The sequence below is a fragment of the Streptomyces sp. NBC_01508 genome, from assembly GCF_045040315.1.
GTDB lineage: Bacteria > Actinomycetota > Actinomycetes > Streptomycetales > Streptomycetaceae > Streptomyces.
Genome location: NZ_CP109419.1, coordinates 7,812,075 through 7,827,629, shown reverse-complemented (window position 1 = coordinate 7,827,629; position 15,555 = coordinate 7,812,075). Strand labels below are relative to the sequence as shown.

The following is a 15,555-nucleotide window of genomic DNA, read 5'->3' as shown; positions in this document are numbered from 1 at the left end:
CGGGTGCCGGGACGTCCCCCGGCCGGGGGATGCTGCGCCGGAACCTGCCGCCCGCGCGGCGGTTTCTGCGGGGCCGCAGGCGGGTCCTCGTACGGCTCGGCGGGTGGTCGCTGCTGGAGTCCGCGCAGACGTTCCTCGGCGGGTACTGCCTCGCCCAGGCCCTCGACCGCGGATTTCTCGCCGGGCGGACCGGGACCGGTCTGCTCTGGCTCGCCGTCGCCGCCGTGTCGATCCTCGGCGCCGGACCTCCCGTACGCGGCGTCTTCGCCCAACTCGCCGAGCTGACGGAGCCGTTGCGGGACGCGCTCGTACGGCGCGCGGTCCGGCAGGCGCTGCGCCGGGCGGTCACCGACCCGGCCCGCACCGACGACCGCTCGGACACCGGCGCCGTCTCGCGGCTCACCCATCAGACCGAGATCGTCCGTGACAGCTTCGCCGGACTCGTCCTGACCGTAAGGGCGTTCGTCTTCAACGCGGTCGGCGCGCTGATCGGCCTGCTGGCCCTGGCCCCCGAACTGCTCCTCGTCGTGCTGCCCCCGCTCGTCCTGGGCATCGGGCTCTTCCTCGCCACACTGCTTCCAATGGCCTCGGCCCAGCGCGCGTTCCTGGACGCGGACGAGGCCGTGGCCGAAGGTGTGGGCTCGGTGTCCGCCGGCCATCGTGACCTCGTGGCGTGCGGCGCGCAGGCGGACGCGGTGCGGCGCACGGGCCGGCTCTTCGACACCGCGGAGCGGACGTCCCGCGTGCTCGCGCGCTGGGCCGCGCTACGTACGGTGGCGCTCGGCGTCGCCGGCCAACTCCCGGTGCTGCTGCTGCTCGTCACCACCCCGTGGCTGCTGCGGCAGGGGGTGACGACCGGCGCGCTGGCGGGGGCGCTCACGTACCTGCTCCAGGCGCTGCTTCCCGCGCTGCACAGCATGATGACCGCGCTGGGCGCGGCGGGGACCCGGCTGCTGGTGGTGGTGGACCGCTTCCAGGACGCGACGGCCGTTCCCGAGCCGCCGACGCCCCCGGACGCGACGGCCGCCACCGCGGGCCCCGTGCGCCCCGCGCGTTCCCCGCGCCGCCGCCCCGTGCCCGCGGTCGAGGTCCACGCGGTCACTCACGCCTACGGCCCCGACTCACCCCCCGTGCTGGACCGCCTCGACCTCACCGTCCGGCGCGGCGAGCACATCGCCGTCGTGGGCCCGAGCGGCATCGGCAAGTCGACGCTCGCGGGCGTCGTCTCGGGCCTCGTCGCACCCGATCGCGGAGTGGTGCTGCTCGGCGGGGAGCCGGTGGCCGGCAGGTCAGCCCGTGATCTCGCGGACCGCCGTGTGCTGATCCCGCAGCAGGCGTACGTGTTCACCGGGAGTGTCCGTGACAACCTCCGGCACTTGCGGCCGGACGCCACGAGCGCCGAACTGGCCCGTGCGGTAGGAACGTTGGGCGCCGGCCCCCTCGTCCGCCGGCTCGGCGGCCCGGACGCCGTGCTCGATCCCCGGGTCCTGTCCCACGGCGAGCGCCAACTCCTGGCGCTGTGCCGCGCCTACCTCTCCCCCGCGCCGCTCGTCCTCCTCGACGAGGCCACCTGCCATCTGGACCCGGTCGCGGAGGCGCGCGCCGAACACGCCTTCGCCAAGCGGGCGTTCACCGACGGGACGCGCGACCGCGACGGCGCCCTGATCGTCGTGGCCCACCGGCTGTCGTCGGCCCGCCGGGCGGACCGGGTGCTCGTCCTGGACGGCACCGCACCGCGGTTCGGCACCCACGAGGAGCTGCTGGCAGGCTCGGCGCTCTACCGCGACCTGATCGGCCACTGGCAGCAGACGCCGCCGCCCGCGGACCGCTGAACTGCCGCCGTACGAACCTGGTGCCGTGACCGGCAATGTTTGCCGCGCGACGGGGCAGAGCTTGCCGGGAGGGGCACTCTAGGGCGTGTTGCGAAAGTGGCGCCGTCCGCCCGAAGGGCGGGGCCGACGGCGTCCGGTGCGTGCGATCGCAAGGCGGAGGATCGTGGTCGTACTGGACGTACTCGGATGCCTTCGAAAACGCTGTCAACGAAGCGAGGTGCCGTGCCAGGCGTCGTCGGCCAGGCGGGACTTTCGCAACACGCCCTAGAGCCACCCGGCGTCCTGGGAGATGCGTATGGCGTCCATGCGGTTGCGCGCGCCGACCTTGCGTATCGCGGAGGCCAGGTAGTTGCGTATCGTCCCGCTCGACAGATGCAGCGAGGTCGCGATGTCGCTGATCGGCGACCCCTGCGCCGCGAGCGCCAGAACACTCAACTCCCTTGGCGTCAGGGGCAGTTTCGTCGCCTGGAGAAAGTCACAGGCCAGGGAGTCGTCGACATACCGCTCACCGCGCGCCACCCGGTGAATTCCCTCGATCAACCGGCTGGATTCACCGTCCTTGTTGACATATCCCAGCGCCCCCGCCTCGAATGCCTTCATCAGCACTCCCGGCTTTCTGGCCGAGGTCAGCACCAATAACGCCCCCATACCGCCCTGCCCGTTACCGGGTCCGGGTCTTCCCGTGCGCGCCGGGTCATCGAGACAGTCGATATCGGCCACCCATACATGCGGCGATGGACCGTGTGCCTCGTGTTGCGCCGGTCGTCTGGAGGACGCCGACACATCGAGCGTCTCCTCGCAGCGCAATAGCGCCACGAGAGCCGAACGGAACAATCCGACCCTGTGTACCACATGAACATGAATCATTTGTGTCCCCTTCTAGCTGATCGGTCACCGGCCGGTATCACATCCACTGCCCGCCATACAGCCACAGGAACTCGGCGCCGACCGGAGACCGAGGCACTTTCCAGACCGTCGTGAGCCCCAGGCGCGCGCTCGTGCTCCCCAGTACGCCCCCCATATTTCATCCGGGGCACATCTCCCCCCGGAAAAGCTGTCACACCAACTCCACAGAAGGAAAGGAAAAGAGACATCCGGTCAATCGGCGATTGAATCAAGTCGAAATTTCGAGGATGACCAATCCCCACCGGCGAGCCGCATATGCCTGCGGCCTCTGTCCGCTCCACGGGGACGTTTACTCCGACGCGTCCGCCTCGTCGCGTACCCGTAAACCCGCGCGCCAGGCTTCACGATCACGCCCGCCTCTTCGATACTGAGTGCGCCGGCAACCACCCGAGGAGGACCCGTTGAGAATGCTCATCAATGTTCCGGAGACCGTCGTCGCCGACGCGCTGCGCGGGATGGCCGCCGCGCATCCCGAGCTGTCCGTCGATGTGGACAACCGTGTCGTCGTACGCCGGGACGCGCCCGTCGAGGGAAAGGTGGGGCTCGTCTCGGGCGGAGGTTCGGGGCATGAGCCGCTGCACGGGGGGTTCGTGGGACCCGGGATGCTCTCCGCCGCCTGTCCGGGTGAGGTCTTCACCAGCCCCGTGCCCGACCAGATGGTACGGGCGGCCACCGCGGTCGACAGCGGCGCGGGGGTGCTGTTCATCGTGAAGAACTACACCGGGGACGTCCTCAACTTCGACATGGCGGCCGAGCTGGCCGAGGACGAGGGCATCCGGGTCGGCAAGGTGCTGGTCAACGACGACGTCGCCGTGACCGACAGCCTGTTCACGGCGGGCCGGCGCGGTACGGGTGCCACGCTCTTCGTCGAGAAGATCGCCGGCGCCGCCGCCGAGGAGGGCGCGCCGCTGGAGCGGGTCGAGGCGATCGGGCGGCAGGTGAACGAGAGCGCGCGCAGCTTCGGTGTGGCCCTCAGCGCCGTGACGACCCCGGCCAAGGGCAGCCCGACCTTCGACCTGCCGGACGGCGAGCTGGAGCTGGGCATCGGTATCCACGGGGAGCCGGGGCGCGAGCGGCGCGCCATGATGACGTCGCGCGAGATCGCGGACTTCACCGTGGACGCGGTGTTGGCGGACCTGCGCCCGTCGGGCCCGGTGATCGCGCTCGTCAACGGCATGGGGGCGACCCCGCTGCTGGAGCTGTACGGCTTCAACGCCGAGGTGCAGCGGGTGCTTGCCGAGCGGGGCGTCGCGGTGGCCCGTACGCTCGTCGGGAACTATGTGACCTCGCTCGACATGGCCGGGTGTTCGGTGACGCTCTGCCAGGTCGACGAGGATCTGCTGCGGCTGTGGGACGCGCCGGTGCGGACGCCCGCACTGCGCTGGGGCCGCTGACCCTTGGCAGGTACGGCCGACACGTACACCCGACGCTCTTCGAGGAGACCTTGTGTCCGACCAGGATTCCGAGCCGGTGCTCGACGTCGATTTCTTCCGCCGCTGGCTCACGGCGATGGCCGCCTCCGTGGAACGGGAGGCGGACCGTCTCACCGAACTCGACTCGGCGATCGGTGACGCCGACCACGGCAGCAATCTCCAGCGCGGCTTCCGGGCCGTGACCGCGGTGCTGGAGTCGGAGCCGCCGGCCACGCCCGGCGGCGCGCTGATCCTCGCGGGGCGGCAGTTGATCTCCACCGTGGGCGGCGCTTCGGGGCCGCTGTACGGGACGCTGCTGCGGCGTACGGGCAAGGCGCTCGGCGACTCCGCCGAGGTCACGGCCGCGCAGCTGGCCGAGGCCCTGGGCGCCGGGGTCGCCGCCGTGGCGCAGTTGGGCGGCGCGAAGGCCGGGGACAAGACGATGATCGACGCCCTGGAGCCGGCGGTGGCGGCGCTCGGCACGTCGTTCGCGGCGGCGGCGACCGCCGCGAACGAGGGAGCGGTGGCGACCGTGCCGCTCCAGGCCCGCAAGGGGCGGGCCAGCTATCTCGGTGAGCGCAGCATCGGGCATCAGGATCCGGGCGCCACATCGTCCGCGCTGCTGATCGCGGCCCTGGCCGAGACGGCGGGCGCATGAGTACCGACAAGCCGGTCGGCGTCGTGCTCGTGTCGCACAGCCGGGCGGTCGCGGAGGCGGTCGCCGAACTGGCCGTCGGGCTCGCGGGTGGTGGTACGACCGCTCCGGTGGCCGCCGCCGGCGGCACGCCGGACGGCGGGCTCGGCACCAGCTCCGAGCTGATCGCGGCGGCTGCCGGCGAGGTGGACCGGGGCGCGGGCGTCGCGCTCCTGGTCGATCTGGGCAGTGCCGTGCTGACGGTCAAGTCGCTGCTGGCGGAGGGCGACGAACTGCCGCAGGGCGCACGGCTGGTGGACGCGCCCTTCGTGGAAGGCGCGGTCGCGGCCGTGGTCACGGCGTCGGCGGGCGCGGACCTGGACGCGGTGGAGGCGGCGGCCTCGGAGGCCTACGCCTACCGCAAGGTCTGACGCCGGCGGGCGTCGCGGGCCACGCTCTGTGCAACTGGACGGTGTGCCGGCCGGGCCGCCACTGACGTGCTCCCGTCGCGAGACGGGAGCCTCCCATGGCTTCGCCCGCATGGCTGCCTTCCACGCCGCCCGCGCCCGTGCCCGGTCGTCGGCCTGATGGTGGACGGCGGCATCGCGCCCGACGACCGGGGGGCAGCCGTACGGCCACAGCCGCCGAGAACGGTCCACCAGATCCAGCGCGAGGCGGGGAAGGCCGGCGCCGGGGAGTCACCACGATCGGGACTGCGTCTGACGGTCGACGGCTCGTCGACCGCCACCGCCCTGCCGGTGGACCGTCGTCCCGTGCGCCGGTCCACCGGAGCCACGGCGCGAGCTGCACGACGCGCCTACGACGCGCTGCCGCGCGGCCGTCGCCGCCGAGCTCGACGCCGAGTGCGCCGTCGGCCAGGGGACCCGGCTGGGCCGTGTTGGGGAAGTCCCGCCTGCCCCGCGACGCCCGGCACGCGCACTCGCCGCCACGATCCGGCCGGCGGCCGTACTTTTAGGATGCGCTCATGTCCCTCCCCCACGCCATTCTCACCGCCCTCCTCGAAAGACCCTCCTCGGGCCTGGAACTCACCCGCCGCTTCGACCGGTCGATCGGCTACTTCTGGTCGGCGACGCATCAGCAGATCTACCGGGAGCTGGGCCGGCTGGAGGAGTCGGGATACATCCGCGCCCTCGTGTCGGCGCAGCCGGCCCGTGGCCGTAAGAAGGAGTACGAGGTGCTGCCGCCCGGCCGCGCCGCACTGACCGGGTGGGTGGCCGGCCGGGAGGATCCCAGACCCGTCCGGGACCCCCTGTTGCTCAGGATGCGCGCGGCGGCGGTGGTCGGAGCGGACGGGCTCCCCGCCGAGCTGCGCCGTCATCTCGTGCTGCACGAGCGGCAGTTGGCCCACTACTCGGACATCGAGACGCGGGACTTCGCACCGGCGCGGGAGCCGAAGGCGACGGAGGCGGAGGCGGAGGAATCGGCGGAGGCCTGGGAGACGACGGAGGCGGACCGGCTGCGGCATCTGGTGCTGCGTGCCGGAATCGACCTGGAGCGCATGTGGGTCGACTGGCTCACCGAGGCGCTCCGCGAGTCGGACACCGCACCGGCCGGCCCCGACGGCGGGTAGGCCGCGTCCGGCGGTGCGGCCCACGCGCGTGGGCCGGCCGCGCGGGGCGCGTCCGCCGCGGCCGAACGCCGTCCGCGACGTGAGCCGACTCCGACATACTGGACGCTCACGAGCAACTGCCGCACGGAACCGGAGACATGGGCATGGACGACGACCTGAACGGCCGGGCGGCCGGCACCGGGCAGCTGACCCCTCCCTACCGGCACACGGGCCGGCGGGAGCGGCACGCGGTGGTGATCGGCGGCGGCATCGCGGGCCTGCTCGCGGCGCAGGTGCTCGCCGCCCACGCCGACCGGGTGACGATCGTCGAGCGTGACCGGCTCCCGGACGGGGCGAAGCCGCGGTCCGGTGTCCCGCAGGGCAGCCATATCCATGTGCTGCTCGCCGGGGGCCAGTTGGCGCTGGAGACCCTGCTCCCCGGCATTGTCGGCGAGTTGCGGGAGCACGGCGCGCCCGAGGTCGGGATGCCGAGCGACATGGTGCAGTGGCAGTCGGGCACCTGGTACCGCCGCACGCCCGCCACCGCTCATCTGCTCACCGGCTCCCGTCCGCTCCTCGAATGGCTCGTACGCCGGAGGGTGTTGGCGGATCCGCGGATCCGGACCGTGGAGGGTACGGAGGTGGTGGGCCTGCTCGGTGACGCGGTCCGTACGACCGGCGTACTGCTCCGGGATCGCGGAACCGGGGAGAAGGCCGCGGCCCGGGCCACGGCCCGCGCCGGCGTCGTCACCCGCGCGCTGACCGCCGATCTGGTCGTGGACGCCTCCGGCCGCGGGTCCCGCGCGCCCCACTGGCTCGCGGCCGTCGGCGCCGAGCCGCCGCGCGAGGAGACGCTCGACAGCGGACTCTCCTACGCCACCCGCGTCTACCGTCCCGGCGAGGACGACGACACCACCGACACCATCGGCTACTTCGTCGTCCCCGATCCCGCCCAGGTGTGCGGCGCCTTCGCTCTGCCGATGGAGGACGGGCGCTATCTCGTCACCCTCTCGGGGGCGCGCGGGAACGAACCTCCCTCGGACGAGGAGGAGTTCGCCGAGTTCGCCGCGCGACTCCCGCACCCGTTCCTGCACGAGTGGCTGAGGCGGGCCGAACCGGACTCCCCCGTACGGTCGTTCCGCAACATGGGCAACGTCCGCCGCCGGTACGACCGTCCGGGCCGCCGCCCGGCCGGCTTCCTCGCGACCGGGGACGCGCTGTGCACCGTCAACCCGGTCTACGGGCAGGGCATGAGCGTCGCCGCGCTCAACGCCGTCGCGCTGCGCGAGGCGCTGACGGACCGGCGCCGTACGCCCACGACCCGGCGGGTGCAGCGGGCGCTCCTCACCTCCGCACGGCAGGCGTGGGACATCTCGGCCGGTGCGGACAGGAAGATGCCGGGCGCCGTCGGTGACGCGGCGCGGTACAGCCCGGCCGACCGGCCGGCGACCTGGTATCTGGCGCGGGTACATCGGCGGGCGGGCGGAAACGCTGTCGTCGGTACGCCGTTCCGTGCCGCGCTGCACCTCGCCTCGCCGCTGAACGTGCTGTTCGCGCCGCGTGTCGTACGCGCCGTGCTGTTCGATCCCGTACCGCGCACCCCCGCCGAGCCGCCGATGTGGCGAGAGGCCGCCGGTCCCACCCCGGAGACCTGATAACTTCTACATGACTGTAGAAACAAGCTGTCCGCGCCTCTTCCCTCCCGGTACGGGCAGCCCGAGACATACGGAGCACTCATGGCCCTGTGGGATCGCATCAAGGAATCCGCCCAGACGATGCAGACCCAGCTGGACGCGAAGAAGAACGACCTGAAGAGCGGCTCCTTCCGGGACGCGAGCATGGCGATGTGCGCCCTGGTCTCGGCGGCCGACGGTTCCATCGACCCGGCGGAGCGTCAGCGCGTCACACAGCTGATCACGAGTAACGACGTGCTGCGGAACTTCCCGCCCGCCGATCTGCAGAAGCGCTTCGACGACTACCTGAACCAGCTCCTCGCCGACATGGCGCTCGGCAAGGTCAACGTGCTCCAGGAAGTCGCCAAGGCGAAGAAGAAGCCGGACGAGGCGCGTGCCGTCATCCAGATCGGCATCGTCATCGGCGGCGCCGACGGCAACTTCGACGCGCAGGAGCGGGCCGTCGTACGCGAGGCGTGCTTCGCGCTCGACCTCCAGCCGCAGGAGTTCGACGTCTGAGAAGACGTGTCAGGACCGCCGCGGACCGCGTTCACCGGGTCCGCCCGGCGGGCGGGTTCGACCTCGATCGCCGGACGGGCCGCACAGGCGCCCCGTCCGGCGTTCTCGTTCACAGCGGGCCGGCCGCCTTCAGTACGAGGAACAGCGTGACCGTCGCGTTCGCCGAGGAGAGCGCCGATCCGAGCGTCCCGGCCGCCGCCGCCCAGGCCGCCAGGCCCACCGCGGTGAAGACCGGCGGCCAGCTGACCGCCGACGGCGCGGGCTCCAGCAGCGCGGCCACCCGGCGCGGCACCGGTCCCGGCGCGGCGAAGCCGGCCAGCGTCGGGGTGGGCGTACCACGCGAGACGAGAGCCGCCTTGCCGATGGCCCGCGCCACCACCCGCCGCTCGCCCGTCACCCGGGCCGCCTCCTCGTCCGCCCACCGCTCGGCCGAGTAGGCCACGGCCGAACGCAACGGCATCAGCAGCGGGTTGGCCCGCGCGGCGAAGCGGACGGCGAGCAGATAGCGGTGGTGGTGCCCGGCGAGATGCGCCCGTTCATGGGCGACGAGTGCCGCACGTTCGCCGGCGTCCAGACACGCGAGCATGGCCGTGGAGACGACGATCCGGCCCCCGGCGATCCCGGCGCCGCCCGCGCCGTGCCGCTGGCCCGGCAGGGCGTACGCGTACGCGGCCTCGTCGGTCAGTACGGCCAGTTCGCCGCCCGGCACCCCGGCCAGCGCGTGTTCGGCCCGGCGTCGCACACGGCGGTGCCGGCGGGCCGAGGTCGACCAGGACACGGCCACGGCGAGCAGCGCGACGACGGCGCCCTTGCCCGCGGCCTCCTCGTACGGCGCGGTGGTACGGGCCTCCTGGTCGGCCCAGGCGTCGGGCAGTGGATGGCCGGGCAGCTGCACCGTACCGACGACCACCAGCAGCCCGAGGCACACCGTGCTGCACACGGCCAGGACGGCGGCCAGCGCCGACAACAGCCTTGTGGCGACCCGGGGATGGAGATGCCGCTCGGCCAGGCGCGCGATCGGCAGCGCGGTCAGCGGCAGCAGTAAGGGCAGCAGGACGAACACTCCCATCCGGTCAGTCCTCCGTCCCGTCCTCGGGAAGGCCGAGGAGGTCGCGCAGCAGCCGCTCGTCGTCCGGCGAGAGCGTGGTGACGAACCGGGCCAGTACGGCCTCGCGGTCCGACTCCGCGTCCAGTACGCGGCGCATCCGCAGGGCGGCGAGCCCCGCCTCGTCCGAGGTCGCGCACCACTCGAAGAACCGGCCCACCCGCTCGCGGGTGACCGCCCGTTTGGCCTGGAGCCTGGTCAGGATGGTCATGACCGTCGTGTACGCCAGATCCCCGCCGAGCCGGTCGAGCACCCAGCCCGCGTTGACCGGCCCGGGCGCCTGCCGCAGCACGGCGAGCACCTGGGCCTCCAGCTCGCCCTGGCCGCGCCGCCGCGGTCGCTCGTCCACGCCGTCCACGCCGTCCGCGCCCGCCTGTTCCCTCACACCCGTCTCCCTCCGCGCACCGTGCGGCCGGGGGCCATCCGGCGCAGCCCCGGCGTGGCTGCTCCACCGCTCCGCACGCACTTCTACAGTGTTGTAGATTTTGATTACGGTCACCAGCTCAACTCAGGAGGAGCAGCGTGGGAGTTTCCCTGTCCAAAGGCGGCAATGTCTCGCTCACCAAGGAGGCGCCGGGGCTGACAGCCGTCCTGGTCGGTCTCGGGTGGGACGTCCGCACGACGACCGGTACCGACTACGACCTGGACGCCAGCGCCCTGCTGGTCAACGAGGCCGGGAAGGTCGGCACCGACCAGAACTTCGTGTTCTACAACAACCTCAAGAGCCCCGACGGTTCGGTCGAGCACACCGGCGACAACCTCACCGGTGAGGGCGAGGGGGACGACGAGGTCGTCAAGGTGAACCTGGCGGCCGTTCCCGCCGAGATCACCAAGATCGTCTTCCCGGTGTCGATCCACGACGCCGAGAGCCGTGGCCACAGCTTCGGCCAGGTCCGCAACGCCTTCATCCGGGTGGTGAACCAGGACGGCGGCGCCGAGCTGGCGCGCTACGACCTCAGTGAGGACGCGGCGACCGAGACGGCCATGGTCTTCGGCGAGCTGTACCGCAACGGCGCCGAGTGGAAGTTCCGCGCCGTCGGCCAGGGTTACGCGAGTGGCCTGTCGGGCATCGCCGCCGACTTCGGTGTCGGCGTCTGAGCCGTGACGGCCCGCCCCTGACGGCGGACGAAGGGGCGCGGGGCGCGTGATGCGCGCTCCGCGCCCCTTCGGCGCGTCCGGGCTTCGGCCGGCCCCGGCCGCCGGCCGCTCAGCCGTGCGAGTGGGCCGTGTCGGTCGGGCCCGGAGCGGCGGTCGCCTCCGTGGCCGGCGCCTCGGTGCCGGACCCCTCGGTGCCCGGCCCCTCCGCGAGGGACTTCTCGGCGGCCGGCGGCGTCTTCGGCGGAGACTTCCGTGTGAGGCGCCGGGCCAGCGGTTCGGTCCAACGGGCGGCCAGCGGCCCGAGGATGACCAGGATCAGCACGTACGCGGTGGCCAGTGGCCCGATACGGGGCTCCACACCGACGGCCAGCCCCGCGATGACGATGGAGAACTCCCCGCGTGCGACGAGGGTGCCGCCCGTCCGCCAGCGGCCCGCCGTTTTGACGCCCGCTCTGCGTGCCGCGTACCAGCCCGTGGCGATCTTCGTCAGCATGGTGACGACGGCCAGGATCAGGGCGGGCACGAGCACCGGTGGAATGGCGGCGGGATCGGTGTTCAGACCGAAGAAGACGAAGAACACGGCGGCGAAGAGGTCGCGCAGCGGCGCGAGCAGGTTGTGGGCGCCCTCGGCCACTTCCCCGGACAGCGCGATGCCGACGAGGAACGCGCCGACGGCGGCCGAGACCTGGAGTTCCTGGGCGACGCCCGCGACCAGCACGGTGAGCCCGAGGACGACCAGCAGCAGCATCTCCGGGTTGTCGGAGGAGACCGCGCGGCTGATCAGCCGGCCGTGGCGCAGCGCGACGTACAGCACAAGGCCCACACTACCGAGCGAGATGAGCAGGGTGAGGCTGCCGCCCGCGAGGCTCAGTCCGGCCAACAGCGCGGTGAGCAGCGGCAGATAGACGGCCATGGCGAGGTCTTCGATGACCAGGACGCCGAGGATGACGGGGGTTTCGCGGTTGCCGAGCCTGCCGAGGTCGCCAAGTACCTTGGCGATGACGCCGGACGACGAGATCCAGGTGACGCCGGCGAGCGCGACGGCGGCGACGGGACCCCAGCCGAGCAGGAGCGCGGCGACGGCGCCGGGAGTGGCGTTCAGTACGAAGTCGACGATGCCGGAGGGGTACTGCGTCTTGAGGTTGGTGACGAGTTCGGAGGCGCTGTACTCGAGCCCGAGCAGCAGCAGGAGCAGGATGACACCGATCTCGGCGCCCGTGGCGATGAACTCCTCACTGGCGGCCATGGGGATGAGGCCGCCGTGGCCGAAGGCGAGTCCCGCCAGCAGATAGAGCGGGATGGGCGAGAAGCCCACCCGCCCCGCGAGCCGGCCGAGCAGGCCCAGGCCGAGGATGACGGCCCCGAGTTCGATGAGCAGCGCGGTCGTGTCGTGCACGGGCGATTATCCTCCGGTGATCAATTCGGCGACGGCGTCCACGCCTTCCCTGGTGCCGACGACGACGAGCGTGTCCCCCAGTGCGAAGCGGAAGTCCGGGGTGGGAGAGGGGACGGCGTCGGTGCGGCGCAGGACGGCGACGATGGACGCGCCGGTGCGGGCACGGGCCTGGGTGGAGCCGAGCGTGCGTCCTGCGAAGGGGGAGCGTTTGGTGATCGGGATGTGCTCGGTGACGAGGTCGATCTCCAGGTGCTGGTGCAGGTGTCCGACCGGGTCCGGCATCAGGAGTTTGGACAGGGCCGTCGCCTCGTACGGCGCCAGCGGGGTGGAGTCCTTGCAGTTGTCGTCGTCCTCGGGGTCGTGGAAGCCGACGATGCGGCGCCCGTCCTGGTGCACGACGACCGAGATATGACGGCCCGAGTCGGTGTTCAGGTCGTAGCGGGTACCGACCCCGGGCAGGGCGGTTTTGCTGACGTGAGCGGTGTGCTCCATAGGAAGGCGCTCCATGCGGGCATGCGGGCATGCGTTGGCGTGTGCGGGCGCGAGGCCCCTGGCGGGGGAATTCTCCACCATGCGGCGCGGCGGGGCCCGTCAGTCGCCGACGGCCGGCCGCGGCCCTAGGGCGTGTTGCGAAAGTCCCGCCTGGCCGACGACGCCTGGCACGCGCACTCGCCGCGTTGTCGGAATCATCCAAGTACGTCCAGTACGAGAACGATCCTCCGCCTTGCGATCGCACGCACCAGACGCCGTCGGCCCCGCCCTTCGGGCGGACGGCGCTACTTTCGCGACACGCCCTAAGGCGGTACGGGTGCGCTCGTCCATGAGCCGCCCCTCCACCTCGACCACCGATCGGCAATGAGCAGCCCAACGCTCAACCGAGCGGGGCCAACTCGCGATCCATTTTAACGTAAAATAAAATGGGCCTTTTACGGTTGTTGGTGGTGGTACAGACACGTCTACGCCCTCCGTACGGAGGGCGTACAGAGGGCGTTACGGAGGCCGGGCGGCCCCGTCAGGACGGCGGCGCGGTGCCGCGCCGAATGTGCTCCCGGTTCGGGTCGAAGAGATACCCGGCCGCCCCGGCGACCACGAGCCCGCCCGCGAGTAGGAGCCCGTGTCCCAGCACGATGCCCACCCCGAGCAGACCGAGCCCGACGGCGAGCGTCAGCCACGCGGCGCGGCGCCGGTACTCCCGGGGGCGGCAGGGCAGGCCCTGTTCGAACGCGGCGGCGAAACGGGGATCGTCGTGCCGCAGCCGGTCGGCGAGATCGTCGAGAAGGCGGTCTTCGTCGGGGGCGTGCATGGGACCTCCTCCCCAGGTCGACGCGGAGTCTCGTACGGCACCGCGTGGCGTCCTGGCCATCGGGGTCGAGGGCTCCACGTGGAGCGTGGTGTGCGGGACGAAGCCGGCCCGGCACGTCCGTGTCCACGATCACCCGCCGCACAGGACCGGAGCCATCGGTGCGGGCACCCATATCCGGGGGTGTGGGACATGTATCCGGGGGTGGTGGGACACCCGGATCGCCCGGGAGTGGCGGGGGCGGGACGTCGCAATGGCTCGTCCGGCGGCGCGTACGGGCGATAGTGGGGAGGTCCACCCCGAGGAGGCCGTACTCCGTGTCCCTGTTCTGGCGCATCTTCCTGCTCAACGCCGCCGTGCTGTTCGCGGCGACCGCGCTGCTGCTGCTCGGCCCCGTCACGGTGTCCACGCCGGTCCTGCTCACCGAGGCTGCGGTCATGGCCGCCGGTCTGGTCGCGATGCTGATCGCCAACGCCGCGCTGCTACGGATCGGGCTCGGGCCCCTGCAACGACTCACCCGCGCGATGACCACCACCGATCTGCTGCGGCCGGGCCCCCGGCCGATCGTGTCGGGGCACGGCGAGATCGCCGAACTGATCCGGACGTTCAACACGATGCTCGACCGGCTGGAGACCGAACGCGCGGCCAGCAGCGCGCTCGCGCTCTCCGCGCAGGAGGCCGAACGCCGCAGGATCGCCCAGGAGTTGCACGACGAGATCGGCCAGACCCTGACCGCCGTGCTGCTCGAACTGCGGCGCGTCGCCGACCGGGCGCCCGAGCCGCTGCGGGACGAACTGCTCCAGGTGCAGGAGACCACCAGGGACAGCCTGGACGAGATCCGCCGGATCGCCCGCAGGCTGCGCCCGGGCGTGCTGGAGGAACTGGGGCTGATCAGCGCGCTCAAGGCGCTGGCGAACGAGACCACCACCCACACCGGACTGACCGTCAGGCGCAGCTTCGACAGCGACCTCCCCGCGCTGGACCAGGAGGTCGAACTGGTCCTCTACCGGGTCGCCCAGGAAGGGCTCACCAACATCATCCGGCACGCCCGCGCCCAGCGGGTCGACCTGGCACTGCACCACGGCGCGCTCGGACTCGAACTGCTGGTCAGGGACGACGGGCACGGCATCGGTACGGCCGCGGAGGGCGCGGGCATCCGGGGCATGCGCGAGCGCGCGCTGCTGATCGGCGCCGAGGTGTCGGTGGGCGACGCGACGGGCGGCGGTACGGAGGTACGGCTGCACGTCCCCGCCGGGCACATCGGAGCGGCCACGCGCGCCGGACCGGCCGCGCATCTGACGAACGGGAGCCACGGACAGCCATGACCCATCTCACTTCCGGACCCGGACCCCGCTCCGGTCCCGACTCCGGACGCGCCGTTGAGCCCGCGCGGACGCGCATCCTGCTCGCCGACGACCACGCCCTCGTACGGCGCGGAGTGCGGCTGATCCTCGACGGCGAGCCGGACCTGACCGTTGTCGCGGAGGCGGGGGACGGCGCCGAGGCCATCGAGCTGGCCCGCGAGCACCGCCCCGACCTGGCCATCCTCGATATCGCGATGCCCAGGATGACCGGCCTCCAGGCGGCCCGCGAACTGTCCAGGCTGCTGCCGGACACCCGCATCCTGATCCTGACGATGTACGACAACGAGCAATATTTCTTCGAGGCGTTGAAGTCCGGCGCGAGCGGCTACGTACTCAAGTCGGTCGCGGACCGCGACCTGTTGGAGGCGTGCCGGGCGGCGATGCGCGACGAACCGTTTCTCTATCCCGGTGCCGTCACCGCCCTCATCCGCAACTACCTGGACCAGGTGCGCCGGGGCGAGAGCGTCCCGGACAAGGCGGTGACCGCGCGGGAGGAGGAGATCCTGAAACTCGTCGCCGAGGGCCACTCGTCGAAGAAGATCGCCGACCTGCTCGTCATCAGCGCCAAGACGGTCGAGCGCCACCGAGCCAATCTGCTCCAGAAGTTGGGGCTCAAGGACCGGGTGGAACTGACCCGGTACGCGATCAGGGCCGGCCTCATCGAGCCCTGACCGGCGTACGGTTGGACTTCCGGCGCCGTCCGCCGGGCAGGGTCACACTCACCCACCGCACGACGAGAGCGGAAT

General features: G+C 72.0%; 16 protein-coding genes. 10 read left to right on the top strand and 6 right to left on the bottom strand.

What is annotated here, in order from left to right:
• Positions 1-29: 29 nt before the first annotated feature.
• Positions 30-1,832 carry an ATP-binding cassette domain-containing protein gene (locus tag OG700_RS35995; RefSeq protein WP_405622224.1) on the top strand — a complete coding sequence of 601 codons (1,803 nt, stop codon included), beginning with the start codon at positions 30-32 and terminating at the stop codon, positions 1,830-1,832.
• A gap of 264 nt (positions 1,833-2,096) precedes the next feature.
• Here OG700_RS35995 and OG700_RS35990 read toward each other — a convergent pair whose 3' ends face one another.
• On the bottom strand, positions 2,097-2,552 hold the full coding sequence (locus tag OG700_RS35990) for a DNA-binding response regulator (protein WP_405621030.1): 456 nt from the start codon (positions 2,550-2,552) through the stop codon (positions 2,097-2,099).
• 587 nt (positions 2,553-3,139) lie between these two features.
• On the opposite strand from OG700_RS35990, the gene dhaK reads away from it, so the two are divergent.
• The 6 genes from dhaK to OG700_RS35960 all read left to right on the top strand — a co-directional run bounded on the left by dhaK (position 3,140) and on the right by OG700_RS35960 (position 8,546).
• Positions 3,140-4,132 (top strand): dihydroxyacetone kinase subunit DhaK, encoded by a 993-nt coding sequence (gene dhaK / locus OG700_RS35985; RefSeq protein ID WP_405621028.1) that lies wholly within the window; start codon positions 3,140-3,142, stop codon positions 4,130-4,132.
• A gap of 76 nt (positions 4,133-4,208) precedes the next feature.
• Complete coding sequence (gene dhaL, locus OG700_RS35980) at positions 4,209-4,808, top strand: dihydroxyacetone kinase subunit DhaL (RefSeq protein ID WP_405622222.1); 600 nt, start codon at positions 4,209-4,211, stop codon at positions 4,806-4,808.
• Positions 4,805-5,215 (top strand): PTS-dependent dihydroxyacetone kinase phosphotransferase subunit DhaM, encoded by a 411-nt coding sequence (locus tag OG700_RS35975; protein ID WP_405621026.1) that lies wholly within the window; start codon positions 4,805-4,807, stop codon positions 5,213-5,215. Before dhaL ends, OG700_RS35975 begins: the two co-directional genes overlap by 4 nt.
• Before the next feature lie 554 nt (positions 5,216-5,769).
• Positions 5,770-6,375 (top strand): PadR family transcriptional regulator, encoded by a 606-nt coding sequence (locus OG700_RS35970; protein ID WP_405621024.1) that lies wholly within the window; start codon positions 5,770-5,772, stop codon positions 6,373-6,375.
• A 143-nt stretch (positions 6,376-6,518) separates the two neighbouring features.
• The gene (locus OG700_RS35965) at positions 6,519-8,009 is read left to right on the top strand and encodes an NAD(P)/FAD-dependent oxidoreductase (protein WP_405621022.1); all 1,491 of its coding nucleotides are present in this window, start codon (positions 6,519-6,521) and stop codon (positions 8,007-8,009) included.
• An 81-nt stretch (positions 8,010-8,090) separates the two neighbouring features.
• A complete protein-coding gene (locus OG700_RS35960; protein ID WP_405621020.1) occupies positions 8,091-8,546 on the top strand; it encodes a tellurite resistance TerB family protein in 456 nt (151 codons plus the stop codon).
• Between the two features lie 109 nt (positions 8,547-8,655).
• Here the strand turns inward: OG700_RS35960 and OG700_RS35955 are convergent, their stop codons facing one another.
• Positions 8,656-9,615 (bottom strand): M56 family metallopeptidase, encoded by a 960-nt coding sequence (locus tag OG700_RS35955; RefSeq protein ID WP_405621018.1) that lies wholly within the window; start codon positions 9,613-9,615, stop codon positions 8,656-8,658.
• Between the two features lie 4 nt (positions 9,616-9,619).
• Positions 9,620-10,036, bottom strand: a complete 417-nt coding sequence (locus OG700_RS35950) for a BlaI/MecI/CopY family transcriptional regulator (RefSeq protein ID WP_405621016.1) — start codon at positions 10,034-10,036, stop codon at positions 9,620-9,622.
• A 137-nt stretch (positions 10,037-10,173) separates the two neighbouring features.
• Between OG700_RS35950 and OG700_RS35945 the strand changes: the two genes are divergently transcribed.
• On the top strand, positions 10,174-10,749 hold the full coding sequence (locus OG700_RS35945) for a TerD family protein (RefSeq protein ID WP_382563974.1): 576 nt from the start codon (positions 10,174-10,176) through the stop codon (positions 10,747-10,749).
• Between the two features lie 109 nt (positions 10,750-10,858).
• Here OG700_RS35945 and OG700_RS35940 read toward each other — a convergent pair whose 3' ends face one another.
• The 3 genes from OG700_RS35940 to OG700_RS35930 form a co-directional block, all read right to left on the bottom strand.
• Positions 10,859-12,145 (bottom strand): cation:proton antiporter, encoded by a 1,287-nt coding sequence (locus OG700_RS35940; RefSeq protein WP_405621014.1) that lies wholly within the window; start codon positions 12,143-12,145, stop codon positions 10,859-10,861.
• 6 nt (positions 12,146-12,151) lie between these two features.
• Positions 12,152-12,637 (bottom strand): cation:proton antiporter regulatory subunit, encoded by a 486-nt coding sequence (locus tag OG700_RS35935; RefSeq protein WP_242571235.1) that lies wholly within the window; start codon positions 12,635-12,637, stop codon positions 12,152-12,154.
• Positions 12,638-13,157: 520 nt separating this feature from the next.
• Complete coding sequence (locus tag OG700_RS35930) at positions 13,158-13,448, bottom strand: DUF3040 domain-containing protein (RefSeq protein WP_405621012.1); 291 nt, start codon at positions 13,446-13,448, stop codon at positions 13,158-13,160.
• A 314-nt stretch (positions 13,449-13,762) separates the two neighbouring features.
• Here OG700_RS35930 and OG700_RS35925 point away from each other — a divergent pair, with 314 nt between their 5' ends.
• Both OG700_RS35925 and OG700_RS35920 read left to right on the top strand, forming a co-directional pair.
• Positions 13,763-14,770: a HAMP domain-containing sensor histidine kinase gene (locus tag OG700_RS35925; RefSeq protein WP_405621010.1), complete on the top strand. Its 1,008-nt coding sequence runs from the start codon at positions 13,763-13,765 to the stop codon at positions 14,768-14,770.
• Positions 14,767-15,480 carry a response regulator gene (locus tag OG700_RS35920; RefSeq protein ID WP_405621008.1) on the top strand — a complete coding sequence of 238 codons (714 nt, stop codon included), beginning with the start codon at positions 14,767-14,769 and terminating at the stop codon, positions 15,478-15,480. The genes OG700_RS35925 and OG700_RS35920 overlap by 4 nt, the downstream gene beginning before the upstream one ends.
• The last annotated feature ends 75 nt before the right edge of the window (positions 15,481-15,555 follow it).

Excerpts from the sequence above, each read along its gene's own strand:
- OG700_RS35930 (WP_405621012.1), bottom strand. The coding sequence starts at position 13,448 with ATGCACGCCCCCGACGAAGACCGCCTTCTCGACGATCTCGCCGACCGG.
- OG700_RS35970 (WP_405621024.1), top strand. The coding sequence starts at position 5,770 with ATGTCCCTCCCCCACGCCATTCTCACCGCCCTCCTCGAAAGACCCTCC.
- OG700_RS35965 (WP_405621022.1), top strand. The coding sequence starts at position 6,519 with ATGGACGACGACCTGAACGGCCGGGCGGCCGGCACCGGGCAGCTGACC.
- OG700_RS35975 (WP_405621026.1), top strand. The coding sequence starts at position 4,805 with ATGAGTACCGACAAGCCGGTCGGCGTCGTGCTCGTGTCGCACAGCCGG.
- OG700_RS35920 (WP_405621008.1), top strand. The coding sequence starts at position 14,767 with ATGACCCATCTCACTTCCGGACCCGGACCCCGCTCCGGTCCCGACTCC.
- OG700_RS35995 (WP_405622224.1), top strand. The coding sequence starts at position 30 with ATGCTGCGCCGGAACCTGCCGCCCGCGCGGCGGTTTCTGCGGGGCCGC.
- OG700_RS35955 (WP_405621018.1), bottom strand. The coding sequence starts at position 9,615 with ATGGGAGTGTTCGTCCTGCTGCCCTTACTGCTGCCGCTGACCGCGCTG.
- OG700_RS35960 (WP_405621020.1), top strand. The coding sequence starts at position 8,091 with ATGGCCCTGTGGGATCGCATCAAGGAATCCGCCCAGACGATGCAGACC.
- OG700_RS35935 (WP_242571235.1), bottom strand. The coding sequence starts at position 12,637 with ATGGAGCACACCGCTCACGTCAGCAAAACCGCCCTGCCCGGGGTCGGT.